21 protein-coding genes and 1 tRNA gene are annotated in these 24,108 nt (G+C 60.3%); 13 read left to right on the plus strand and 9 right to left on the minus strand.

The annotated features are described in order from the left end of the window. The first annotated feature begins 31 nt into the window (after window positions 1-31). The 5 genes from bcsA to NXC14_RS08100 all read left to right on the plus strand — a co-directional run bounded on the left by bcsA (window position 32) and on the right by NXC14_RS08100 (window position 8,778). The gene (gene bcsA / locus NXC14_RS08080; RefSeq protein ID WP_085780036.1) at window positions 32-2,224 is read left to right on the plus strand and encodes a UDP-forming cellulose synthase catalytic subunit; all 2,193 of its coding nucleotides are present in this window, start codon (window positions 32-34) and stop codon (window positions 2,222-2,224) included. Then, window positions 2,221-4,650 carry a cellulose biosynthesis cyclic di-GMP-binding regulatory protein BcsB gene (locus NXC14_RS08085; RefSeq protein WP_085777726.1) on the plus strand — a complete coding sequence of 810 codons (2,430 nt, stop codon included), beginning with the start codon at window positions 2,221-2,223 and terminating at the stop codon, window positions 4,648-4,650. The genes bcsA and NXC14_RS08085 overlap by 4 nt, the downstream gene beginning before the upstream one ends. Further along, the gene (locus NXC14_RS08090) at window positions 4,647-5,693 is read left to right on the plus strand and encodes a glycosyl hydrolase family 8 (protein ID WP_085777727.1); all 1,047 of its coding nucleotides are present in this window, start codon (window positions 4,647-4,649) and stop codon (window positions 5,691-5,693) included. Before NXC14_RS08085 ends, NXC14_RS08090 begins: the two co-directional genes overlap by 4 nt. Beyond that, window positions 5,690-8,032, plus strand: coding sequence for a cellulose synthase (locus tag NXC14_RS08095; protein ID WP_085777728.1), 2,343 nt, complete (start codon window positions 5,690-5,692; stop codon window positions 8,030-8,032). Before NXC14_RS08090 ends, NXC14_RS08095 begins: the two co-directional genes overlap by 4 nt. A gap of 77 nt (window positions 8,033-8,109) precedes the next feature. After that, window positions 8,110-8,778 carry an HAD family hydrolase gene (locus NXC14_RS08100; protein ID WP_085777729.1) on the plus strand — a complete coding sequence of 223 codons (669 nt, stop codon included), beginning with the start codon at window positions 8,110-8,112 and terminating at the stop codon, window positions 8,776-8,778. Window positions 8,779-9,027: 249 nt separating this feature from the next. Here NXC14_RS08100 and NXC14_RS08105 read toward each other — a convergent pair whose 3' ends face one another. Continuing rightward, window positions 9,028-9,408 carry a hypothetical protein gene (locus NXC14_RS08105; RefSeq protein WP_064801724.1) on the minus strand — a complete coding sequence of 127 codons (381 nt, stop codon included), beginning with the start codon at window positions 9,406-9,408 and terminating at the stop codon, window positions 9,028-9,030. 367 nt (window positions 9,409-9,775) lie between these two features. Between NXC14_RS08105 and NXC14_RS08110 the strand changes: the two genes are divergently transcribed. Both NXC14_RS08110 and NXC14_RS08115 read left to right on the plus strand, forming a co-directional pair. After that, window positions 9,776-10,099, plus strand: coding sequence for a hypothetical protein (locus NXC14_RS08110; protein WP_198175512.1), 324 nt, complete (start codon window positions 9,776-9,778; stop codon window positions 10,097-10,099). Beyond that, window positions 10,090-10,166 (plus strand) — tRNA-Pro (locus tag NXC14_RS08115). Before NXC14_RS08110 ends, NXC14_RS08115 begins: the two co-directional genes overlap by 10 nt. 81 nt (window positions 10,167-10,247) lie before the next feature. Here the strand turns inward: NXC14_RS08115 and NXC14_RS08120 are convergent. Then, window positions 10,248-10,880, minus strand: a complete 633-nt coding sequence (locus NXC14_RS08120; RefSeq protein WP_085777731.1) for a class I SAM-dependent methyltransferase — start codon at window positions 10,878-10,880, stop codon at window positions 10,248-10,250. Between the two features lie 541 nt (window positions 10,881-11,421). Here NXC14_RS08120 and NXC14_RS08125 point away from each other — a divergent pair. Then, on the plus strand, window positions 11,422-11,643 hold the full coding sequence (locus NXC14_RS08125; protein WP_085777732.1) for a hypothetical protein: 222 nt from the start codon (window positions 11,422-11,424) through the stop codon (window positions 11,641-11,643). Between the two features lie 72 nt (window positions 11,644-11,715). Here the strand turns inward: NXC14_RS08125 and NXC14_RS08130 are convergent, their stop codons facing one another. Then, the gene (locus tag NXC14_RS08130) at window positions 11,716-11,895 is read right to left on the minus strand and encodes a DUF982 domain-containing protein (RefSeq protein ID WP_085780037.1); all 180 of its coding nucleotides are present in this window, start codon (window positions 11,893-11,895) and stop codon (window positions 11,716-11,718) included. Between the two features lie 237 nt (window positions 11,896-12,132). On the opposite strand from NXC14_RS08130, the gene NXC14_RS08135 reads away from it, so the two are divergent. Then, complete coding sequence (locus NXC14_RS08135) at window positions 12,133-12,345, plus strand: hypothetical protein (protein WP_064801730.1); 213 nt, start codon at window positions 12,133-12,135, stop codon at window positions 12,343-12,345. Between the two features lie 54 nt (window positions 12,346-12,399). Here NXC14_RS08135 and NXC14_RS08140 read toward each other — a convergent pair whose 3' ends face one another. Together NXC14_RS08140 and NXC14_RS08145 are read right to left on the minus strand one after the other, a co-directional pair. Further along, window positions 12,400-12,693, minus strand: a complete 294-nt coding sequence (locus NXC14_RS08140; protein WP_085777733.1) for a helix-turn-helix domain-containing protein — start codon at window positions 12,691-12,693, stop codon at window positions 12,400-12,402. 70 nt (window positions 12,694-12,763) lie between these two features. Continuing rightward, window positions 12,764-13,945, minus strand: coding sequence for an ROK family transcriptional regulator (locus tag NXC14_RS08145; RefSeq protein ID WP_085777734.1), 1,182 nt, complete (start codon window positions 13,943-13,945; stop codon window positions 12,764-12,766). A 359-nt stretch (window positions 13,946-14,304) separates the two neighbouring features. Here NXC14_RS08145 and NXC14_RS08150 point away from each other — a divergent pair, with 359 nt between their 5' ends. Further along, the gene (locus tag NXC14_RS08150; RefSeq protein WP_085777735.1) at window positions 14,305-16,062 is read left to right on the plus strand and encodes a glycogen debranching protein; all 1,758 of its coding nucleotides are present in this window, start codon (window positions 14,305-14,307) and stop codon (window positions 16,060-16,062) included. Between the two features lie 32 nt (window positions 16,063-16,094). Here the strand turns inward: NXC14_RS08150 and NXC14_RS08155 are convergent, their stop codons facing one another. Continuing rightward, window positions 16,095-16,697 carry a GNAT family N-acetyltransferase gene (locus tag NXC14_RS08155; RefSeq protein ID WP_085777736.1) on the minus strand — a complete coding sequence of 201 codons (603 nt, stop codon included), beginning with the start codon at window positions 16,695-16,697 and terminating at the stop codon, window positions 16,095-16,097. 166 nt (window positions 16,698-16,863) lie between these two features. On the opposite strand from NXC14_RS08155, the gene NXC14_RS08160 reads away from it, so the two are divergent. From NXC14_RS08160 to NXC14_RS08170, 3 genes are all read left to right on the plus strand, one after another. Then, the gene (locus NXC14_RS08160; protein WP_085777737.1) at window positions 16,864-18,210 is read left to right on the plus strand and encodes an extracellular solute-binding protein; all 1,347 of its coding nucleotides are present in this window, start codon (window positions 16,864-16,866) and stop codon (window positions 18,208-18,210) included. 125 nt (window positions 18,211-18,335) lie between these two features. Next, complete coding sequence (locus NXC14_RS08165; protein WP_085777738.1) at window positions 18,336-19,229, plus strand: sugar ABC transporter permease; 894 nt, start codon at window positions 18,336-18,338, stop codon at window positions 19,227-19,229. After that, the gene (locus tag NXC14_RS08170) at window positions 19,229-20,062 is read left to right on the plus strand and encodes a carbohydrate ABC transporter permease (RefSeq protein WP_085777739.1); all 834 of its coding nucleotides are present in this window, start codon (window positions 19,229-19,231) and stop codon (window positions 20,060-20,062) included. Before NXC14_RS08165 ends, NXC14_RS08170 begins: the two co-directional genes overlap by 1 nt. Window positions 20,063-20,082: 20 nt before the next feature. On the opposite strand, the gene NXC14_RS08175 is transcribed toward NXC14_RS08170, so the two are convergent. The 3 genes from NXC14_RS08175 to NXC14_RS08185 are packed head-to-tail and all read right to left on the minus strand — an operon-like array spanning window position 20,083 to window position 24,108. Further along, window positions 20,083-21,327 (minus strand): O-antigen ligase family protein, encoded by a 1,245-nt coding sequence (locus NXC14_RS08175; protein ID WP_085777740.1) that lies wholly within the window; start codon window positions 21,325-21,327, stop codon window positions 20,083-20,085. Next, complete coding sequence (locus NXC14_RS08180; protein WP_085777741.1) at window positions 21,324-22,886, minus strand: undecaprenyl-phosphate glucose phosphotransferase; 1,563 nt, start codon at window positions 22,884-22,886, stop codon at window positions 21,324-21,326. Before NXC14_RS08180 ends, NXC14_RS08175 begins: the two co-directional genes overlap by 4 nt. A 55-nt stretch (window positions 22,887-22,941) precedes the next feature. After that, on the minus strand, window positions 22,942-24,108 hold the full coding sequence (locus NXC14_RS08185) for a glycosyltransferase family 4 protein (RefSeq protein ID WP_085777742.1): 1,167 nt from the start codon (window positions 24,106-24,108) through the stop codon (window positions 22,942-22,944).

Below are 24,108 nucleotides of genomic sequence, written 5' to 3' on the forward strand. Positions count from 1 at the left end.
GCCCCAGTTGAGCAATTTCGAAGGAACGTCGATGCGCAAAGCCCGCAGTGTCTTCATATGGGCCGTTGTTTCGCTCTGCATGATCGTGCTGATCACTCTGCCGGTTAATCTGCAGACCCAGCTCATCACCAGCATTACGGTCGTCTCGGTGATGGCGCTCATTAAGATTCTGAAGGGCGAGGGGACATGGCGCTTGGTGGCGCTTGCCTTCGGAACGTCGATCGTGCTGCGCTACGTCTATTGGCGCACCACCAACACCCTGCCGCCGCTGAACCAGCCTGAGAATTTCATTCCCGGCTTGCTGCTCTACCTTGCCGAAATGTACAGCGTCGCGATGCTGGCGCTCAGCCTTTTCATCGTCGCCACACCGCTTCCGTCGCGCCCATCGCGAGCCGCCAATCCCGGGCGCTTGCCCCATGTCGATGTGTTCGTGCCTTCTTATAACGAGGATGCCGGCCTTCTCGGAAACACGCTGGCTGCCGCCAAGGCGATGGACTATCCGGCCGACAAGCTGCATGTCTGGCTGCTCGACGACGGCGGCACCATGCAGAAGCGCAATTCCGGCAAGTTGCTCGAGGCCCAGGCGGCGGCGGCCCGCCATGTCGAGCTGAAGCAGCTCTGCCAGGATCTTGACGTCACCTATCTCACGCGCGACCGCAACGAGCATGCCAAGGCCGGCAATCTCAACAACGGCATGAAACATTCGACCGGCGAACTCATCGCCGTTTTCGACGCGGACCACGCGCCGGCTCGCGATTTCCTGCTCGAGACGGTCGGCTACTTCGAAGACGACCCGAAGCTCTTTCTCGTCCAAACCCCGCATTTCTTCATCAATCCTGACCCGCTCGAACGCAATCTGCGCACTTTCGAAAAAATGCCGAGCGAGAATGAGATGTTCTACGGCATCATCCAGCGCGGCCTCGACAAATGGAATGCCGCCTTTTTCTGCGGCTCGGCTGCAGTCTTGAGCCGCAAGGCGCTCGAATCCCAGAACGGGTTTTCGGGCATCAGCATTACCGAGGATTGCGAGACGGCGCTGGCTCTCCATGGCAGCGGCTGGAACAGCATCTATGTCGACAAGCCGCTGATCGCCGGGCTGCAACCGGCCACCTTCGCGAGCTTCATCGGCCAGCGCAGCCGCTGGGCGCAGGGTATGATGCAGATCCTGCGCTTCCGCTTCCCGCTTCTGAAGCGCGGCCTGTCGATCCCGCAGCGCCTGTGCTACATGTCATCCACGCTGTTCTGGCTCTTCCCGTTCCCGCGCACGATCTTCCTGTTTGCGCCGCTCTTCTACCTGTTCTTCGACCTGGAAATTTTCACGGCCTCCGGCGGCGAATTCCTTGCCTATACGCTTGCCTATATGCTCGTGAATCTGATGATGCAGAATTACCTCTACGGATCCTTCCGCTGGCCCTGGATTTCCGAGCTTTACGAATATGTCCAGACGGTGCATCTGCTGCCAGCTGTCGTCTCGGTCATGCTCAATCCGCGGAAGCCGACCTTCAAGGTTACCGCCAAGGATGAATCGATCGCCGTCAGCCGCCTGTCGGAGATCAGCCGCCCCTTCTTCGTGATCTTTGCGGTGCAGATCATCGCGCTCGTCATAACCTTCTACAGGATCTATGCCGAGCCCTATAAGGCCGACGTCACACTTGTCGTCGGCGGGTGGAACATGATCAATCTGATCATGGCCGGCTGCGCACTCGGCGTCGTATCGGAACGTGGCGAGCGCGCGTTGTCCCGGCGCGTCCGCGTCAACCGGCGCTGCGAGTTCTATGCCAATGGCAAGTGGTATGCGGCCTCGATCGAGGACGTCTCCGTCCATGGCGCAAGGCTGCATATCTTTAACAAGCATCTCGATGAACTGCTCGTCGGCGCCCCCGGCGAGATGCGCTTCCGGCCCTATAGCGGTGCAGATCTCGAAACCCTGCCGCTGATCGTCCGCAACATCGAGCCATCAGGCGATATCAGCAATGTCGGCTGCCAATACGTGCCGAAAAGCGCGCTTGATCATCGCCTGATCGCCGATCTGATGTTTGCCAATTCCGATCAGTGGACCCAGTTCCAGGAATCTCGGCGCCGCAATCCGGGTCTCATTCGCGGCACCATCTGGTTTCTCGGCCTGTCCCTCTATCAGACCAGCCGCGGCCTGGTTTACCTCTTCCGCAGCATGCGGCCGGAGCGGGAGGCGCAGCAGCGGGCGGCAAAGGTCAATGCCGGATGAGAAAGATCGTCGCCGCCGCGCTCCTCCTGTTGCATGCCCCCGCTGTCACCCAGGCGCAGACGGCGCCCTTCGACATGTCCGGCGAGCGTCCGCCCGGCGCGTCTACTGCCCCGAGATTGACGCCGCCTGCTCCGCCCGCAGCGACGGCGCCAGTACCTGTCACGCCACCCATTTCCGTTGCGCCCGCACCCGCTCCTGCGCCGATCACTGTCGTGCCGCAGCCGGCAGCGCCGGCGCTTCAGCCCGGCGCGGCGAATGCCGCTTCGCAGCCGCGCCACCGCGATATCAGGCGTTACTTAGTGCCCTTTTCGAAATTCAGCCTCAATGGCGAATATGACCGCCGGTCATGGTCTGTCTATCTGACGCCCGAGCAGGCGGCCGCCAAGGCAAGTTTCACCTTCGCCTATCAGAATTCGATCGTCGTCGCGCCGGAAGCATCCGCGCTGACCGTCTATCTCAACAATCGTCCGATCGGTCAGCAGCGGGTCAGCTCGGCGGACGGCTCTTCCGCCGTCACTTTCGAAGTTCCCCCCGGCCTGTTGCAGCCGGGCGCCAATCTCGTGACCTTCCAGGCAGAGCAGCGCCACCGCACCGACTGCAGCATTCAGTCCACCTATGAATTATGGTCGAATATCGATCCGGCCGGAACCTATCTGAGCTTTGCCGGCGGGAATGCTGCGGAGCTTTCGAGCGCCGACGCGATCCGCGCTATCGGCATCGATGGCGCGGGCAGGACGGAGTTCGATATCGTCGTCCCGGCGCTGGAGCAGCCGGGGACGACCAAGCCGTTGTTGCGGCTGGCACAGGGCCTGTCGGTGCTGAGCAGCATGCCGAACCAGATATTTGCCTTCAGCGCCGCCTCTCTTCCGGCCGCCGGTCCTGGCAAGCTCGGTGTGCTCGTCGGGACCGCCGCGGAGCTGCGGCCGTTCTTTCCCGGCCTACCGCCCGGGGCCGAAAGCGCGCCGCTCGCCGCTTTCGTGACCGATCCGCGCAGCGGCTCGCCGGTGCTTCTGATCAGCGGCCCCTCATGGCAAGCAGTCTCCTCCGCGATGGATGCCATCGTTTCGCCGACTGACAGGTCCGCGGACGTCCGCCGCGATGCACTGACCACCGAGCGCTGGAGCGCGCCGAATGCGCCGCTGGTCTTTTCCGACACCAGCATCGCCCTCTCACAACTCGGCGTGAAGACCACGGAATTTTCCGGCCGGCGGTTCCGCACCAGCTTCAATGTCGCCGTGCCGGCCGACTTCTATGCCAATGCCTATGGCGAGGCCAAGGTGCTGCTCGACGCCGCCTATACCGACAATGTGCTTCCCGGCAGCCATATCGATATCTACGTCAACGACAACATCGCCTCCACCGTGCCGCTTACTTCGACCACCGGCGGCATTCTCCGTCATCTGCCGATCCGCGTGACGATGCGCCACTTCAAACCCGGCCTCAATACGATTGCGATCGAGACGATCCTGATGACGAAGGACGATGCCGCTTGTGCTCCGGGTGCTACCGCCGGTGCCAATCCCCGTTTTGCGCTGTTCGATACCTCCGAAGTGCACATTCCGGATTTTGCCCGCGTCGGGCAGCGTCCGAACCTGGCCGCAATGTCCGGCACAGCTTATCCCTATGGCCGGGCGACGGAACCGACGCCGCTCTTCATGGATCGCGTCGATGCAGATACGCTTTCGGCCGCCGCTACGCTGCTCGGTCAGATGGCGGTGATGGCCGGTCATCCGATCGCCGTCGAAACCGTGGCGTCGCCGAATACCATCGGCGATCGGGACGCCATCTTCATCGGCTCGATTTCGCAGATGCCGGCAACCGCGTTGACGCAGGCCAACATCTCGACGGCGAGCCAAGCCTCGTGGCGTCCGGTGGCCGACACGCAGCCAGGCGTCGTCGATACCGGCACGGCCTTCGAGGAGTGGAATTCCAAGGTGAGCGGCGGTATCTTGCGCAGCCGCATCACTGCCTTCCGTGAATGGCTGGGGCGCAATTTCGACATCACCCGCAGTTCGCTGCAGTTCATCCCCGGGGCCGAGACGGTCTTCACCCCCTCCAACGCCGACACGCTCGTGGTTGCGCAAGGCTCCAGCCCCCTGGGAGAGGGTTCGTGGACCGTGGTGGCGGCACCCTCGGCAAAGGATCTGCGCGAAGGGCTCGAAGTGCTGACCGGTCAGTTGAACTGGCCGCAGATATCAGGCCATATCACCACCTATTCGAGCAAGACGGGCAAGATCGATGCGGTGCCCGTCACCCGCTTCGATTTCGTCCCATCCACGCCTTGGTCGATCGTCAATTACCGCTTGATCGCCGCCAATTGGTTGTCGACGAATATCCTCTCCTATGCTTCGCTGCTCGTCGTCTTCGTGCTGCTGATCGGCGTCGCTACCTCGCGCATGCTCAAAACGCTGGGCCGGTCCAAATGAGGTGGTGGCGCGTGCTTCTGCTTGCGGCGACGCTTACATTCGCCCCCGTAAGCCCGTCCGCCGCTGCACAGCAGGCGATGATCAATGCCGATGCGTGGTCTGCCTATAAGGCGAAATTTCTCGATGCGAGTGGCCGGATCATCGATAACGGCAATGGCAATATCAGCCATAGCGAAGGACAGGGCTATGGCATGCTGCTCGCTTATCTCTCGGCGAGCCCCGCGGATTTCGAGCAGATCTGGTATTTTACCCGTACCGAGCTGCTGTTGCGCGACGATGGCTTGGCCGTATGGAAATGGGATCCCAACGTCAAGCCGCACGTGACCGACACCAATAATGCCACGGATGGCGACATGCTGATCGCCTATGCCCTGGCGCTTGCCGGCACCGCATGGAAGCGCAACGACTATATCCTCGCCGCCTCCCGCATGGCGCAGGCGCTGCTTGCGAAGGCCGTCGTCCACTCGGCGGGCCGGACGCTGCTGATGCCGGGCAGCGAAGGTTTTGGCGCCGCCGATCGTGACGACGGCCCCGTCGTCAATCCTTCCTACTGGATTTACGAGGCAATGCCTGTCATGGCAGCGCTTGCTCCCTCCGATGCCTGGAAAGAGCTGTCGGACGACGGCGTGGCGCTGTTGAAGACGATGCAATTCGGTCCGCGCAAGCTTCCTGCCGAATGGGTCAGCCTCAGTGGCCCACCGCGACCGGCAGAGGGTTTCGACGCCGAATTTGCCTATAATGCCCTTCGCATCCCGCTCTATCTCGCGCGCGGCGGTATCACAGACAAGGCGCTGTTGAACCACCTGCGAATGGGGATGTCGCAGAATGGCATTCCGGCCACGATCGATCTGACCACAGGCCGGCCGAAGACCGTGTTGCTGGATCCGGGTTATAGAATTGTTAACGATGTTGTGGCCTGTGTGGTCGACGGGACCAGGCTGCCGGTCTCGGCTCTGCAATTCGCACCCACGCTCTATTATCCGTCCACGCTTCAATTGCTGGGGCTGGCCTTTATCGGGGAGAAGCATCCGGAGTGTCTGTGAAAGCTTCTCTCGTGGCGATGTCAGCGGCAGTCGTGGTGGCGACCCTCGTCACCGGACTGAAGGATCGTGGCGCCCTGCAGCAAAAGCTCGGCCTTGGCTCCGCAGACAGGCCGGAGCCGGAGCTGTTGATGATGGGCCGCATCAAGCCGGACGACGCTCCCGCGGGCAATTCCGAATTCAATGCCGAAACCGTCGCCGACAGGATCGAAGCGATCACTTCGTCACCGGCACCGGGCAGCGGTGAGTCGAATGTCGCTGCAGAGCAGCCGGCAGCACCGCAACCCGATGCGCCTCAGACAGCTGCGGAGCCGGCCCCGGTCGCGCCGCCGATCGTTTCCGAACCGCCGGCGCCTCAAAAGGCCGCGGCGTCCGCGCCGCCTGCCGTCGATGAAAGCGCGCTTCGCTATTTTGCCAGCCGGGGCGACAAAGTGCGCCTGCAGGCCGAAATCTCTCGGCTTCAGGCGCTTTATCCCAACTGGGTTCCGCCGGCCGATCCGCTCGCCGTGCCGCAAAACGGCGACAAGCAGCTCGAGGCCATGTGGAAGCTTTATTCCGATGGCCGCTATGCCGAGTTGCGCAAAGCGCTCGCTGACCGTCAGGCCGCCGACGCCGGATGGCAGCCGCCGGCCGATCTGCTCGAGCGGCTTGGTGTCGCCGAGGCCCGCTCCCGCCTCATCAACGCTTCGGATCTCAGGCAATATGCGACCGTGGTCGATATCGCCGCGGCGACGCCGAGCCTGCTCACCTGCAGCGAGGTCGACGTGCTCTGGCGTGTCGCCGAAGCCTTCATCCGGACGGAGAGGACGCAGCGCGGGGAGGATGCTTATGCCTATATCCTGAAGAACTGCACCGACGCTGCCGAACGGCAGGCGACGGTCGAAAAAGCCTCGACCCTGCTCGACTACCAGCCGATGCAGGCGCTGCTGGCGCTGGAAAAACCCGCTGTCGACGGCAGCAGGGAATTCGATGCAATCCGCGACAACCTTGCCCGACGTTTCGTCGCTGAAAGCAACGACGATCCGAAGCTCGCCATTGCGCCGAATTATATCGCTCACCTCGAAAAGCTCGCCGAAAGCCAGGGGCTGGCCTCCGATGCGCTGCTGCTCGGCTGGCACCAGCTTCGCCGCAACAACCCTGCCGATGCCGAAAAGTGGTTTCGTGCCGCCCGCGACAGGGAGGATACGGCGGCCGCCTCGCAGGGGTTGGCGCTGGCGCTGATCGCCCGCAAGGCGCCGCGGGAAGCCGAGGACGTGATGTTCCGCTGGCGCGCCGATTCCGATGACGCGACCGCAACCTATCTTGCCGCCACTGCCAACCTGATGGCGCTGCAACCGCCGGCCGATCTGACCGAGGACGTGCTTCATCGGATCGCAGCCGAAGTCATCGCCCGGAAATATGTGCCGACGGCGCAGCAGTTCGGCTGGTATGCCCGTTCTCTCAACCAGTTCCAGACCGCCGCGCGCTGGTTCGAGACCGCGCTGGCCTGGAAACCCGACGACGAACCGTCCGCCTATGGCCTTGCCGTCACGCGTGAGCAGCTGAACGACCGCAAGGGTGTCCTCGACCTCCAGCGCGGCTGGGCCGGCCGGTCGGCGCGAATCGCCAGTCTTCAGGACACTTCCTTGCTGGCGCCGAGCTCCGATACGCTGTCCGCAAAAGCGCCGCTCGCGGCGCAGCAGCCGGGCCAGCCGGTAGAGCCGCAGCGTCCGGTCGCTTCCACGGCGCCGACTGTGCGGCAGCCGCAACCGGAGGTCGCCATCCGCGCCGCAAGGCCGGCGATGCAGACGGTGACTGTCGAGCGCGGTCCGCGCCAGGCGCGGGACTGCTCGACGACTATCGACGCGGGACGACTGGGGCCGGGCGAGGCGCTGTCGCGCGGCTGGTGCCTGATGGATATCAATCGGCCGATGGAGGCGGTCTCGGCCTTCGAGACGGCGTTGCAGAGCCCGGTCCGCAAGATCCGCGAAGACGCAGCCTATGGTCAGAGTCTCGCCTATCTGCGCGCCGGTCTTTCCAGCAATGCCGCCGTTGCGGCAACCAGGGCGCCGCAGAGCCACCAGCGCGCTGCCGAACTGCAGGTGGCGATCCTCGCCGATCGCGCCTTGTCAGCCTTCGACGCGGGACGTTACCGTGAAACCCTCATCTATCTCGATCAGCGCGCCCAGTTGCAGCAGGAGCGCATCGATCTGATGGTTCTGCGCGGTTACTGCTATCTCAATCTGAAAATGTATGATGACGCGATGCGGATCTTCGAAGCCGCCGCCGCGACCGGCAATCGCGACGCCGCACGTGGTCTGGCCGATGTTCGCAACGTCACGCATCCCGATGTCAACGACTGACGTTGACGCCGTCGCCGCTCTCGGCTACTCGCCTGCCGGAGAGGCCCCGGCTGCCTCGTGCTCGCAAGGAAACACCCGTGCCCGGTCACCACGACGTCCTCGATAGATCCTATGACGCCTTCCTCTTCGATATGGACGGAACGCTGCTGAATTCCATTGCCGTCGTCGAGCGCGTCTGGAGTGAATGGGCAAGACGCCATGGTTTCGAGCCGGAGGTTTTCCTGAAAACGATTCACGGCATCCGTGCCTCCGACGTGATCCGCGGCCTCGGCTTGCCGGGTGTCGATCCGGCGCACGAGGCGGATCTGCTGCTGGCCGAGGAGATGGAGGACGTCGACGGCATCGTCGAAATCCCCGACGCCGTCCGCTTCCTCAACGCTATCCCCGACGGCAGATGGGCGATCGTCACCTCGGCGCCGATCGAACTCGCCAGGCGCCGCATGGCTGCAGCCGGCATTCCGATGCCGAGGGTGATCGTCAGTGGCGAAATGGTCAAATCGGGCAAGCCGAGCCCCGAGGGTTATCTGCTCGGTGCACATCGACTCGGGGTCGACCCGGCGAACTGCCTGGTCTTCGAAGATGCCGTTGCCGGCATTCTCGCTGGCGAGGCCGCCGGCGCCGATGTCACCGTCGTCACCGAAACCCACGCCACCCCTTTCGAAACTCCGCATTTTTCGGTTGCCAATTATCGGGCGTGGCAGCCTCGCCAGACCGCTGAAGGCCGGCTGAAGGTCGTCGCAATCTGAACGTTACCGGGCGAACTGATGTCAGTGGAATCATAATGACATAAGAGACTTCCGGCTGATTGATTTGCAACGGTGCGTTGAGTTCGGTTTAAAAAGTCGGTCGCAAGCCCGACCAGGGTGGTCGTGCTCGGCCCTCGGCGCTGTGCTCCATGTTAAAGTCGCTCAGCACCCCAGCTGCCGGCGTCGCTTCGAAGCGAAGGGCAGTATCCGGCCGGCGGGATTGCCAATCATGCCGAGCACGCCGACGTCCTATTTCTCAGCGCGGTTAAGGAGAATGCGCATTTCGTCGAAGCGGCGCTTGCGGTCACCGTCATCGGCGTTCGGTGAATAGCACGTGCTCGACACGCAGAAGCGCGCCAGGTTGTGCGGCTTGTCCGCCTTGTCGAACTCGCATTCGAATATGTCGGTCATTTCGGCCGGCGCGGTTCCCTGCCGCGTCGAATAAGACATGCGAACACCCGGCGGCTTCAACTCGGGAAAGGATTGCACGGTGCCGATAGCGAGCTGATCGGTCATGAAGAAGCTCTTTGCCACGGATTTGCAGGTATCCTCGAGCTCAGGCGACTGCGCCATCGCATCAGCGGGTAGGGCGAACGCGGCAAAGGCAAACAATATGATCGGCTTACGCACTGCGACTTCCTCCACTGTCTCTGTCGGTTGAGGTAGGGCGGTGAGACCAAAAGCAAATGGTGGTCTGACTGCGGTGAATCAAACAACCCCACCATGTCCGCTTGTGGTGACATCGGACTTCAGTCTCGGTCTCGCGATTGTTTTCCAACATCAAGTGTCTGTTGGCGATCAATAGCCTTTAGCCGAGCCATTATCTGCAAACAGCTTCTTCCTGGCATACCACTCGCATTCGAAGTTTTGCGAACCGGCGAGAAACACGTGCACATCATGCTCCGCACCGCCGGTTTCCACCTCGACACCTCGCGTTGGATTTGTGAATGTAACTCCCGTAGGCGCATCAGTCGCACGACACAAGCGCGAGCACCGGTTGGCGGTAGTCAAAGCCATCGCTGATGAAAAGAAAGCTGCAATCGCCAAAGGCCGGGCGCAGATTGCAAATGAGCTCGCTTCTACCGCAGACGACGAGACTCCGTCATTGAAGGCTGAGCACGCCTTGCGTTTCAAATGGAAAGGATGGTCAACGAATTCGCCATCGGAAACATCGCGTGGGACTTTCGTGGGACTGTTTGCGCCGATCTGTGCTTTTCGACGGCTTCCGTTCTATTTTTATTCCACGACCCTCATTTTCCCCTTGCGCTATGAAGGCCGATTTCATAAAGCAATCAAGCCGTTTCGGCAGGTCGGGGCGTAGCGCAGCCCGGTAGCGCACTTGACTGGGGGTCAAGGGGTCGCTGGTTCGAGTCCAGTCGCCCCGACCATTTATCCCCTTGAAATCCCAGTCAGAACATCACGATAAATGTGAGTGCAGCGCGTGCGTGGCTGCGGTAGAGAACGGGCCGTCAGTGCGGTTTCTGCGCGATTGCAATCATCGATTTTGCCAGAAGCGGAATTCTTCCGACATATTCGAAGTCGACGTCTTCGAAACCTGTGTCGAGCAGCAGCGTGCTGAGCGTCCCCGGGGACCAGAATTTGATGTGGCCGTGCTCTTTGAGCGGCATGAAATGGTCATCCATCTTTCCGCTTACCGCCAAAGCCAGATTTTTCCAGTAACCGTGAAAAGGCGTCGATACGACCGCAATGCCGCCCGGTTTCACCAGATCGTACATGGTTGCCGAGAAAGCCTTCGGGTCGTAAACATGCTCCACCACCTCTATGCTGATCACCGCATCGAAGGTCCCGTAGCGGCTGGAAAGATCGTCGTAGCCGGAACCGATTTCCAGCGGAAGATCGGGATGGACCGCTTTCGCTTTCGCAATACCGTCCTCCGACGGATCGACGCCCACGACGTCGTAGCCTTTCTCCACAAGCACCGAGGCAGCGCCGCCGGTGCCGCAGCCGAGATCAAAGACCGCCGTTTCGCTAGCCTCGTGGAAAGTGTTTTCAAGAACATCGACAACGGTCGGCAGGATATAGGAATGAGCAGTCGTCGGCTTGGCGTGAACATAGGTAGTAGCGTCCAGTTCGATAGACATTTTACCTCCTGAAAAAATTGAACGAGCCGAGGCAATGGTACGGCGGACTTTGACGGCAGTGTGGTGCCGTTATGGTAATAAGGTGATCAACGCCGGTCGGCATTCGCCGCATCCTCCGATGCCCATCGGCCGAACCGCTTTAAGCTCCTCTTCACCACGATGCGAGTGATAGTCATGCTCGCGGCGGGAATATCCCGGAGCTGATTGACAGTTGAACGCGAAGATGCTGAAAACGGCCGGACTTCGGATCCGTGTCATCAGGTGGAGAAAATCGTCAGTCTATCTGGTTTGATTTTGACCACGTGAAGTAAATCATGTGATGAAATGCTCCCTTGACGGGAGTGGTCAAAAAATAGCTTTTCTGGTTATTTTTGAAACCCATCAATAGACGGACGAACAGCTGTCTATTTTGTTAAGACTGTACAGAGTTTTAGGCCGACAGGCTTGGTTTTGAATTTCAGAGAACCTTTTGGCGTTTCGCACTTTTGCGAATATGTGTAGATTAGGACTGTTCCTCTCAGAGATTGCCTGGTGCGAGCGCATGGTGGATATGAACCAGACTCTAACTTGCAGGCAGGCCCTTGCCGGTGCTTTCCAAGCTCTGTCGGACGAGGCGGTCAAGGCCGGTTGGTCGGAGGGCGACGTCGCCCTCGCGCTTGCCGAACTTGCGGAGGAACGAGTGATCGAGCTGACCGCTAAGGTGATCACCGAAGGCTTCATCGATCCGCCGTTCATCGCCGCTGGCGGCCGCTGCAAGGCCTGAAGCACGTTACGGCAACGCCGGGATCAGGATCAAGCCGCGAATCTGAAAAAACGCAACACGCCTGAGCCGCTCTCACACCGGTAATCCTGTGGCCTTCGCCGCTGTGACAAAGGAAACTCCTGTGGCGTGCGGGCTGCGCAGCCGATCGAGCGCATCAGGACAATATTGGAGCGCAACGCGATAATCGCGCCCCCGCTTGCCCGGCCGTCGGTTCAGATATTCGACGGCGTCACGGGCGGTGGAAACGATCAGGCCGGTGGCTGGAGATAAGACTTGGACGGGGAGGGAAAGTGTTTTTTACTCAACGTTGCATTCGCAGATCCCTCCTGCAAAACACGCTGCACGCGCGGGGAGGAAAATTTCTTCCGCAGGAATTTGCGCAGTTGCTAAAGTTAGGACCCTCACGCATAATAACCTCATTGCCGGTTGCGGAGGGCGGCAGGCGATGCAAGCGTGTAGGCGTTTGCCCTCGGAGGGAAGTGCGGCGTGATGTTAAGGTCATCAATTCATCCGCATGATTTACCGCTCTTTTCGGAAGATCTCGACCTGCTTTCGCAAGTGCTCGACAAGGTCTGCGACGAACGCGGCCTGGTCAGAACGACGCCGGAAGCCGAGAGGATCGGTGCGGTTATCATTCAGCTTTACAGGCAGGGCGTGAGAGACGGCGGCAAACTCGCCGACCTTGCCAAGACCTATCTCTGATACCCGGTTCCCGCAATAAAGGATGGGACCGCGAAACCTGACGGATAGATCTGGTCAGTCATCATTGGCGGCATTGAGATTTTCCGGCCGGATGCCGTCATCGGTTGATGTGCGTGCCCGCAACCGGATGCCGGGACCGCCTTCATCTTGATTGCCGCTCGACAGGAAGATGATGCCGTGCGCCTCGAGGGTACTGCGCACGTCGAACAGCGCATGCGGCTCACCCTCAAACTGGCCCTTTTCCAACGCCGTCACGATCTCGACCGGCAAGCCGCTTGCGGCGGCGAGCTCTTCGATGCTCATTCCGATCATGGCGCGCGCGCCGCGTATCTGCGTTGCAGTGATCATGGCGCAAAATCTAGCGCATTTGCCGCGCTTCGCAAGTGGCGCAGCGGCTGATTGCGACCTGTCGTAATTTTCAAGCGTCCCGCAATTTTACACCGAACAGATCGTCATGCATGCGCTCGACGGCGATCCCCATGCCTCCCATGAGGGCGGCGCGGTTGCCGAAGCGGCTGATCTCGATGCGCGGCGGGTAGGGGGTGCAACGCGGCAGAAAACCGCGGATGGCGTTTACGAGTTCCGGCCTTGCACCAATGCTGCCGCCGGTGATCACCAGCTCGGGGTCGAGAGTTGCTCCGATGGCGGCAATAGCGATGGCCACCAGCCTCGCCGTTTCTTCGATTGCGGCGATAGCGCTCGTTTCGCCTGCATTGAACGCCGCGAAGAGGTCGGCCACGGTAGAAGCGTTGCGGCCGCCGAAACCGGTATAGCGCCGCAGCATCGCAACGCTGCCGACCGCGCTCTCGAAGGTTCCCAGTGTAAAACCGCCGGGATCAAATGCATCGCCGCCGAGTGGAAGATAGGCGATTTCGCCGGCCGCGCCACGGGCACCACGCAACAGCGCGCCATTGGCGATAATGCCCATGCCGACGCCGGTGCCAAGCGCCACGAAAGCAAAATTGCCGACCTCGACGCCGTGTCCCCGCCATCTCTCCCCTTGCGCGGCGAGGTTGACGTCATTTTCGATGATCACCGGTATGCCCATCTTGTCGCTGAACGCTTGCCGCAGATCCATCGCGTCCACGCCGGGAATATTCGGCGCCACATTGATATGTCCGGTAGCCGGATCGAGAACGCCGGGACTGCCGAGAACGACGAGACGCAGCTTGTCGGCAGTCGTCCCTGCCGCAAGCGCGAGTTGAGTGATCAGGTCGCTGAACTGGTTGACGAGATGCGGTCCACCGCGTGGATCGGTGGGCATTTTGGTTTCCGCAACGACGTTACCCAACAGATCGCAGATAGCCGCAGCGATCTTGGTGCCTCCGAGATCCATGGAGACAGCCAGGCCCGCGCTTGCGTTGATTTCATAGATGATCGCATTCCGGCCGGGACGACCATCGGTCTGCCCGACAGCTTTCAGCCACCCCTCATCCTCAAGATCGCGCACGACATCGGAAATCGTCTGTTTCGATAAGCCGGTCAGCTTGGCAATATCGGCGCGAGAGATCTTCCCCTTGGCTAACACGGTCCGGATCACCGCGTTGGTCGAGATTTTTCGTGCGATGGGAGTCTGTACGATAGAAGAGGTCGTTGCCATCCGGCTGCTCGTTCCAATTAGTTCGAGGTGTATCCCTAATGTAAGGTTGGTCCGGTTCTCAACCATCGCGAAATGGCGGGTTTAGTCCTCAACCCTCGTCTCGTTGGCCGAGTTCAGTACACGGAAGTCGACAATTTGTCTACGTCCTTGACAAAAGAGGAGCCGCCTGTAGGCTGGGGATCAACGCGTAATCACATGCGCGATTGAAGAGGGTCGTGGACAAGTATGCACCATACATATTGTCTGGGTCAGCGCGCACGCGCCAAGATCGCCCGAAGAGGAATCGGCTCAGGCTGGTTCGGCTGTTTCTCCGTTTCGCGTTCTACGGGTTCCTCAACACGGCTGTCGGGGACCTGTGTATGATAAAGCCCTCGACGGATGGACAGCTTTCAGCGAACGCCGGCGTATTGCTGCCTATAATGGCGCCACGCCTTCAGGCGGATGTTCATCCGGACGGATATGCCGATCTTGCCCTTTGGGGTGCCGGCAGCTTGGGGCGCGTGCGGTTTTCTCCGATCGCCGGCCCCTATAGTTACGCTCCGAACCGGCTCGTCTCGAAACAGGGCGGTGTTTTCGTCGCGCAGTCGCTGCCGGTGATGCTGATCAAAGGAGTGAGCCTGCAGGGCGTCTATCCAGCGCGCCGTTGCGCCTGGTGGCACGAGCCTGATGGGCGAGACGCGAAAGCGAAGGTGTCCCGCAGCGGCCATCGGCAGATTTTCGAAATGGGCTGGGGCGCCCTTATCGTGGAAGCTCAAGAGTCCGATCTGCGGATTGCCGGCGGTGCCTCGAGAAATGAAGCCGAGAGAGCGCTCGATCTCACCAGTGAAGCCATTATCACCGAAGCCGCGGAATATGTGGCGCGTTGCGACATGATGCCTGAGGCCGACCCGCTGATGCGCAGCATGGTCAGCCAGGGCATACATGCGGCCCTTTCCAGCATAAGGCGCGACGAAAACGGCGCCTTCGCCGGCCTTGCCGCCGGGCAGGCCTATAGCGCTCCGGCGCGGACCTATTACCGCGATGGCTATTGGACGATGCAGCCTCTTCTGACGCTTGCTCCGGAGGCGGTGCGCGACGAGATCCGGCTGCTCGCCAAGGGAATCCAGCCCGACGGAGAGGCCCCGAGCGGCGTTATTCTGACGGGACCGGCGCAATCGGATGCCTGGCAGAGCTTCGTCGCTGACTGCAAGGCCAATCCCAGAAACCACAAAAGAGCAGTTCCGGAGTATCATAATCGTCCGCAGGATTGGTGGAGCGACCACTTCGACAGTCCGCTTTTCTTCATTCTTTTTCTGGATGATTATTTCGGCGTTACGAAAGACGTGGCCGAGGTGCAGTTTCATTGGCCGACAGTGAGGGCGATCATGGATCGCTATGTCAGTCTGGCCGGTCCCGACAGCGTTCTGCCGCTGAAGCCGCGCAACGACCGAGATTGGGCCGACAATGTCTTCCGTGACGGCCTTGTCTCCTACGATCTCGGCCTCTTCGTCGGCGCGATGGATGCGGTGGCGAGACTGGGCGAGGGGCACGATCCGAGCCTTGCCGAACATGCGCGCAAAACCGCAATGCTTGCTCGCCGGGAAATCGAAGCCAGGCTCTTCGTGCCGGCAACTGGAGGATATATCGACTACGGAACGCCTGGCTCTTTTGTCGAGGATCATCTGGCTCTCGACAGCCTGACCTTGTCGCGATTTAGTGCTATTTCAGAGGAGAAGGCTGTCGGTCTCCTGAGAGCGTTTGAAACCAGACTGGAAACGCGCAACAATCAGGAACAGCCCTATGGCAGTTGGGGTGTGATGTGCGCCTATCCACCATTCAAGCGGCAAAGCGATTTGCGATCCAAGACCGCCTTTCCCTACCGCTACCATAACGGCTCGGACTGGCCTTATTGGGACGGCGCCTACGCCGAAGAACGCCTTCGCCACGGACTTGGAGGCGCTCGCTACGCATTGACGCGCTGGTGGGAAACCTGCCTCGACAACGGCTGGATCGGCGCGGTGGAGTATTTCTCGCCGCCTTACGGGCGCGGCTCGCTGCTTCAGGGCTGGAGCGCCATGCCGGCGGCGGTGGTTCTCAAATATGGGCTGGACGCCGCGAATGCGGAGCCGATGTCATGAACTCTACGGCGTCGTCGGCTCTAGTCAAATCCCTAGTCGATCCGCATTGCGAAGGCGACGCCGCCATCCCGTTCGAATTCCGAAAAGCCGAGGTGGCGGTAGAAGCCCCTGGCGCGTTCGTTGTTCGGATCGACGCCGAGATGTACGGCTCCGACCCCATGATCCCTGAGCGCCTGAAGCTCGGTGCTGATCATCCTGCGTCCCCAGCCGGCTGCCTGACGCCCGGGAAGAATATTGATGTGGAGATGCGCGGGGTACATGTCTTGAAGCCACGCCGTTCCGCTGCGGGGATTGTGAATTCGCTCGATCACGTCGGCGTCGCGCGGACGGGCGGGCGTCAGTCCCGCGATCTCCCGGCGCACGAACGGCCACCAGTTCGCCTGCAAGTCTCTGTCGAACGCGCTGGTATCCGGCGTGCCGACGACATAGCCGACCGGGCGGTCGTTCTGGACGAGAACAAAGGCGAAGTCTTTGGCGAATTTGAGATAGGGTACCGACCAGATGTAGCCGGGCAGATGCGGGTCGCTGTAAAGCGCGCTCGCATCGTCTCCGCCATTCGCGGTTTTCAGGCAGATGTCGAAAAGGGCGTCGATATCCGCATCAATCGCCGGACGGATGAAGCAATTGGTGTCCATCACATTGCCACCTCCTGCGGGGCTTTGTCATTTCAGGCCGCGAGAAGGCTGATGCATTGATGATTACCTCAGATTCGCCAGCCCGGCAAAGCTCTGAGGGAAGAAAACGTTCGGCCGGTGCGTGGCGCCCGGCCTGAACGGGGAGTGGAGAATAAACCGAATAAAGGTGGAACAGAGGAGAAGTAGCGTGAAATCGATCAACATTCTGTCGGCAAGCCAATGGAAGGCAGCTGTCGCGCTGACCGGCGCTGCGCTTGTAAGCTTCAGCCTTTCGGCGGCGGCGCGCGCTGACGATCTGGCTGTATGGGACGACCAGACCTATGAAGGTCAGAGTGCGGTCATCGAGCAACTGAACAAGGACTTCGAGGCTGCGCATCCCGGCGTTACGATCAAGCGTACCGCCCGCACATTCGATGACATGAAGTTGACGCTGAAGCTTGCGGTTTCGGCAGGCAACGGCCCGGTCGTCACGAAAGTCAACCAGGGCGCCGGCGATATGGGCGCGATGGTCAAGGAAGGACTGCTCCTGCCGGTTGACGACTACATCAAGAAATACAGCTGGGATAAGCGGCAGTCCGATTCCGTGCTGGCGCGAGATCGCTGGGATGGGCCAAAGTTTGGCGTCGGTAAGACCTACGGCATATCAGGCCTCGCCGAGATCGTCGGCCTCTACTACAACAAGAAGATCCTCGACGATGCCGGCATAGCGCTGCCGAAGACTTTCGAGGAACTCCTGGCCGATCTCGACAAGCTGAAGGAAAAGGGCGTTGCGCCATTCATGATGGGCAGCGCAAAGCAGCATCTGGCCCTGCACATGATTGGCGCCATCGATCAAGCCCATATCGACGCAAGCAATCGAGCCGAGCTTGATGATCTGATCTATGGCAGAGGCGGCTCCTGGAACACCAAGGGCAACATCGAATCCGCAAAACTGGTGCAGAAGTGGGCGCAGGGCGGCTATTTCTATCCCGGTTTCGAGGGCATTTCGGGTGACGACGCCGTCCAGCTCTTCATATCTGGGCAGGGCGCCTTCCTGATCTCGGGAACCTGGTATTTCGGCGATATGCAGCACAACCAGGATATCGGCTTCATGGCCATTCCTGCCCCGAAAGGCATTACTAAGCCGCTGAGCGTCGGCGGCGTGGATCTTGCGTGGGCGATAACGAGCCTTGCCAAAGATCAGAAAACGCAGGACCTAGCCGGTGAATATATCGACTACATGGTTTCGGAAAAGGCTGCCGAAACTTGGGCCAATGCCAGCTATCTTCCGGCAACGTCGCTTGCGGCGGATGCGAAGCCCAAGCTCACGCCGCTGCTGAGCGCCGGCATCGAGATGTGGAAGACGCTCAACGCCAATGACGCTCTCGGCCACTATCCCGATTGGTCGAGTCCGACAATGTTGAAGACAATCGACGATAACACGCCGCTTCTCCTGTCCGGCAAGATCACGCCTGAAGCCTTTGTCGATGCCATGGACAAGGATTATCAGGCTTACCTGAAGGGTCAGAAATAAATGGCGCGGACGCAGGCCGCGACCTTCCGCGGCCTGCGTCCCGTCGACATCATTTCAAGAAATCAGCGCCGCGATCTCAGCCTTGCTGCACGACGACCATAGCTTTGGCTTCATGGAGTACCGGAATGAAGCGCTCCCCACTTGATGGCTCCGAACATACCAATTGGATCTATCTCTTCCCCGGATTGCTGCTTTACGCGGCCTTTGTCTTCGGGCCGATTGTCGCGGCTCTGGGGTTGAGCCTAACCAGTTGGGATGGCTTGACCGTGCCCAAATGGGTTGGCCTCGGCAATTACATCGACCTCTTTTCCGATAATCGTTTTTACATCGCCTTGCGCAACAATGCCGAGCTGATGATATTCTACTGCGTCCTGCCGCTCGGGCTCGGCATAGGTCTTGCCGCCTGCGTCTGGAATCTGAAGCAACAGGAACAGCTCGCTCTGCGGACATTCCTGTTCCTCCCATATATCATGCCGACTGCCGTGTTGGGCATCATCTGGGCTTGGCTCTACAATCCTGCATTCGGCCCGTTCAACCAGTTTCTGAGAGCGGTGGGCTTGGGCATGTTCGCACTCCCGTGGCTGGGAGATTTCAACTTCGTGCTTCCCGCGGTCGGGATCGTCGCCACCTGGTATTTCTTCGGTTTCTGCATGGTCATCTTCCTCACGGGAATCCAGCGCATCGATCCATCGCTCTTTGATGCTGCGAAAGTCGATGGCGCTTCGGCGCGAAAGACGTTTTTCTGGATAACCCTGCCGCTTCTCATGCCGGAGATCAGGGTGGTTTTGCTGCTGACGGTCATCGCCTCGATCAAAAGCTTCGACCTGATTTTTACAATGACCCGCGGCGGACCCGCCAACGCCACGCTCGTACCGAATATCTACATGTATCAGCTCGGTTTCGAGCTCAATCGGTTCGGCGCGGCTGCGGCCATCGCCATTGTCGGCGCGCTGCTGACCTTCGCCATCAATTTTGCAATTCACCGGCTGGTGGGCTCAAAAAGTAAAGGAATGGCTTGATGAGCCGTAAGTCCAACATTCCCGCCGCCCCGCTCTTTCTTCGCCTTGTCCTCTGGCTTCTTGCAGCTGTAACGATCACGCCGTTCCTGCTTCTGCTGCTGACCTCGATCAAGAGCAAGGCCGACGTTCTGCAGGGCGCATTCGCGCTGCCGGCCTATCCGCATTTCGAAAATTACCTTGATGCCTGGAACGCCGGGCATTTCAACATCTACTTCTGGAATTCGATCATCGTTGTCATTCCTGTCGTTGCGGCAAGTGTCCTTCTGGGCCTGCTGACTGGTTTTGCCTTCGCTTATCTGTCCTTTCCGCTAAGGCGCACCCTGTTCGCTATCCTGACACTCGGCATGATGGTGCCGGCGGAGGCCTTCATCATCCCGCTTTATTATGAAGTGCGGTATCTTGGGTTGATCAACACCTATACGGCCGTCATCGTGCCGCAGATCGCGATGTCGATACCATTCTCGACGATCTTTCTTGCCAGCGCGATGCAGCAATTGCCGGAAGAAATTCTGGAAGCGGCCGTCCTCGATGGCGCGGGGCGATTCTATATTTTACGCAAGATCGTCGTTCCGCTGATGGTGCCGGCGATGTCGACACTGGCGCTGTTCCTGTTCATCTGGACCTGGAATGAGTTTCTGATTCCGTTCATTCTGGTGAATGACGATGCCTATCGGACGCTGCCCCTCGGCATGCTGTTTTTCCAGGGGCGCTATACCGTCAACACGCCGGTTCTGACCGCTGGTGCCGTCATTGTCATCGCCCCGCTAATACTGACCTATCTCGTTTTCCAGCGGCGGTTTATTGCCGGCTTGACGGCAGGCGCGACGAAATAGCCCCGTGATCAGGCGGCAGACTAAGCCGTTCCTTTGGGAGTTCGGCCTCGCCTGTGGCGCACTTCCAGCGCCGCGCAGCCCCAGACCGTGCCGAAGAGCAGATAGACATGGCGCCAGTGGTCGATGTCGATGACGTTGCCAATCGCCGCGTGGCCGAGAACGGATATCCAGGCAATCATCAGGAAGGGTTGCCAGGGTCGGTCGTGAAGCAGGTTCCGGAAACCCAGGATGAGCGTCCAGAGGAGCATTCCGACATAGCTGACGAAGCCGAGCCAGCCATAGGAGGTGAGCGACTTCAGCCAGATGTTATGCTCGTCCTCGGGAAACATCGTGCCGAACACGAGCGGGCCGATGCCGAGCGGGCGCTCCATCATCATGGTGAAACCGATCCTGTGGCGCTCGAAACGGCCGAGATGTTCACCGTCATACTGCTGCACAAGCTGGGCGCGTGTCGAAAACAACTCCGCGACCTTTGGGATCTGCAGCGCCACGAGCAGCGATGCGACCAACAAGATGATCGCGGCCAGCGACAGGATCAGCACTCGCAAGCGGAAGGCGCCGCTGCGCTCCTTCAGCAGCATGATGAAAATCAACAGCATGACGCCGAGCGCAAAGAGACCCCAGGCGGCGCGGGAAAAGGAGAGAAATATGCCGAGGGCAATCACGAGAAGGGCGGCCGCCTTCAACGGCGATTTCTTCAGATCGCCGACCAGAATGCCGTGGACGAGATGGAGCGACGGCGGCACCAGGAACGGGCCGAAGACGTTCGGATCCTGGAACGCGCCTTTGGCGCGATCATAAAGAGTAAATACTTCCGAGCCCGGAAAGGCGTGGAAATAGCCGAGCACGCCGAGCGCCGACGTGACGACGGCAGCCATGGTCCAGGCGTTGAAGATCAGCGGCAGCCGCTTATGGCTGTCCTCGATGATCGCCGCGTAGAAAACCGCGGTCAGCGCCAGGAAGGTCGAGACGGCAATATACATCGGTGCCGTTGCGAGGTCCTTCATCTGGGTCAGCGACAGCATGCCGCCGATATTGAAAGTGAGTAGCAGGGCAAGTAACGGCGCAACGCTGCGCGAAATTCTGAGGCCCAGGATGAACCAGAGGCCAATCAGCCCCGCCATCCACAGTTCATAAGGCGCCGGCTCATCGATGACAAACCCGGAGAGGAAAACGCCAAAGGCAACGAAGGCCGAGCCGATGAGCCGCAGCGCCGCCCGTTGCGGCTGGGCGACACGCGAATATGTCGCCTCGACCGCGCTCAATAGGCGTTTTCCGTGTTGAGCAGCCGGATCGGCGTCAGGAATAGGATTTTGAGATCGAACCAGAGCGACCAGTTCTCGATGTAATAGAGGTCGTAGGCCGTGCGGAACTTGATCTTCTCGTCATTGTCGACCTCGCCGCGCCAGCCGTTGATCTGCGCCCAACCGGTAACGCCCGGCTTGACGCGGTGGCGGGCGAAATAGCCTTCGACGACATCGGCGAAGGCGCGGTCGCGCGCCTGGGCAAGAACCGCATGCGGACGCGGACCGATCAGTGAGAGATCTCCCCGCAGCACGTTGAAAAGCTGCGGCAGCTCGTCGATCGAGGTTTTGCGGATGAACCTTCCGACGCGAGTGACACGCGGGTCGCCCTTGGTCACCGCGGCCTTGCCCGTAGGATCGGCCATGTTTGTGTACATCGAGCGAAACTTGAAGACGTTGATGACTTCGTTGTTGAAGCCGTGACGCTTCTGCATGAAGAAGACGGGGCCTTCCGAGGTCGCCTTGATGGCGATCGCGGTTGCGGCCATCAGCGGCCAGAGCAGCGCAAGCGCGACCAGAGTGAAAAAGATGTCGAAGCCGCGTTTGGCGACGGAATCCCAGTCGCGGATCGGCATCTTGAAAATGTCGAGCATCGGAACAGCGCCGACATGCGAATAGGCGCGTGGCCGGAAGCGCAGGCGGTTGGCGTGCGCCGCAAGCCGAATATCGACCGGCAGGACCCAGAGCTTCTTCAGGAGATCGAAGATACGCGCCTCAGCCGAAAGTGGCAGGGCGATGATCAGCATGTCGATGCGCGTCAGCCGCACGAATTCGACGAGTTCCGCCACTGTGCCGAGCTTCGGGTAACCCGCGACCATGATCGGCGAACGCTTCTCGCCGCGGTCGTCGAAGATGCCGCAGATGCGGATGTCGTTGTCGGCTTGTTGTTCGAGGATCCGGATCAGCTCCTTGGCCGGTTCGCCGCCGCCGACGATGACGGCGCGCCGCTCCATGATGCCGTTGCGCGCCCAATTGCGGATGCCGTAGGCGACAAGGAAACGCTCGGCAGAGAGAAACAGCACCCCGGCGGCAAACCAGGGAACATAGGCATCGGCCATCGCCCATGTCGTGCCACGAATGAGCGCAAACAGGCCGATGGTCAGCACAAGCGCGATCGTCCATGAAGCAAGAATGCGTGGCATCAGCCGCAGCTTCGCCCGGAGTGCGGGAATGGTATAGGTATCGGCAAGCTGCAGGGCGATGACGGTCGAGGCCGAAGCGATCGCGGCCATGCCTGCCCGCACCAGCAGGGGATCGCTGCCGTCGCCGGGCCAGAAGTAGTGGACGATCAAGGCAATCAAAAAGAGCGCCAGGAATTCCAGCAGCCGCAATTGGCCGATAATAATGACAGGCGAACGGGTACCGTCGCGGAACTGTTCGGCGATCTGCCGGGCATAATGATTGATTTCGACCGGTTCGGCGGAGTGCGCCTGACCTGCGTTGCGGCGCGCCTCGATGTCGGAAATTTGCTTGCGCAGCGCTTCCACGTCGAATTGATCGCTTTTTTCCAATTTGTTCATGGGGTTTTATCGCTCGTTGTCAGCAAGCGAATACCAGAAAGCCCCTAAGAAATATTTACAGGGCGACGGACACTGCCTGTCCGGCGGGATTGACGAGTTCATGGTACAGCTTCAGCACATCCTGAGCCATCACCGTGGAGGAAAACACGGCCTTTACCGCCTCATGCGACGGCATTGTTCTGGCGTGCCAGCCGGGCGTGCTGAGCGCTTCCGCCATGACGCGGGCGAGATCGTCGGAATTGCCTGGCTCGACAAGAGCCGGACTGTCCTTGCCGAGCACTTCGGGAATGCCGCCGACGCGGCTGGCGATGATCGTCTTGCCGGCTCCCAGCCCTTCGAGCACGATATAGGGCATGGCTTCGGCGCGAGAGGGGACGACGAGATTTTGCGCCATGGCAAAGGCTTCGTGGATACGCATTGCCGGCAGCATGCCGATCCGTTTGCCGAGGCCGCGCTCGATCATCATCTCGCGGTAGCGGTCCCGGTCAGGTCCGTCGCCGATCATCAGCGCCGAAAGGGGCCTGCCGAGCAGCCGCTCGGTCTTGGCGAAGGCATCGACAAACAGATCGGGACCCTTGAGGTCCCGAAGCATTCCGACATAAATGAAATGCACGGCATCCGACCGGGTGTGGATCGGCTCGAATTCACGCTCTCCGATGCCGTTATAGATCAGTTTCGTCTTCGTCCGCGGCTTGCCCACCTTGCGGGTATAGGTGTCGCGCTCGTATTCGCAGATGAAGACCAGCGCATCGGTGAAATATTCCTGCAGGCGCTCCATCCTGAGGACGAACTGTCCTGTGAATGAGGAGCGCGAATAATGCAGGCTTCCGCCATGCGCGGTATAGAGGCGGGCTACGCGATACCTGTTCACCCGCAGGGCTGAGCCGGCAAGTCGCGCGAGCACGCCGCCCTTGGCGCCGTGCCCGTGCAGCACATCCGGCCGCAAACTTTTAATCTTCTTGTACGTATCCCACATCGTCGCGATATCGGACGGGCTGACCGAGCGGCGGATCGGCACGCGCGTCAGGCCGAGCGAGAGATATGGGCGGATATCGTCGAACAGTCTGTCCTCGTGCTCGCCGCCGGTCGAGCTGTCGCAAAGGATGCCGATGTGATGGCCCGCCTTGCTGTGCTCCTCGACCAGATCGCGGACATGGCGGAAAATTCCGCCGACCGGCGACCTGAAGCAGTGGAGAATGCGGAGCGGCCTCTCTCTTGTCAT

Source organism: Rhizobium sp. NXC14, from assembly GCF_002117485.1.
In the GTDB taxonomy this organism is placed as follows: Bacteria; Pseudomonadota; Alphaproteobacteria; order Rhizobiales; family Rhizobiaceae; genus Rhizobium.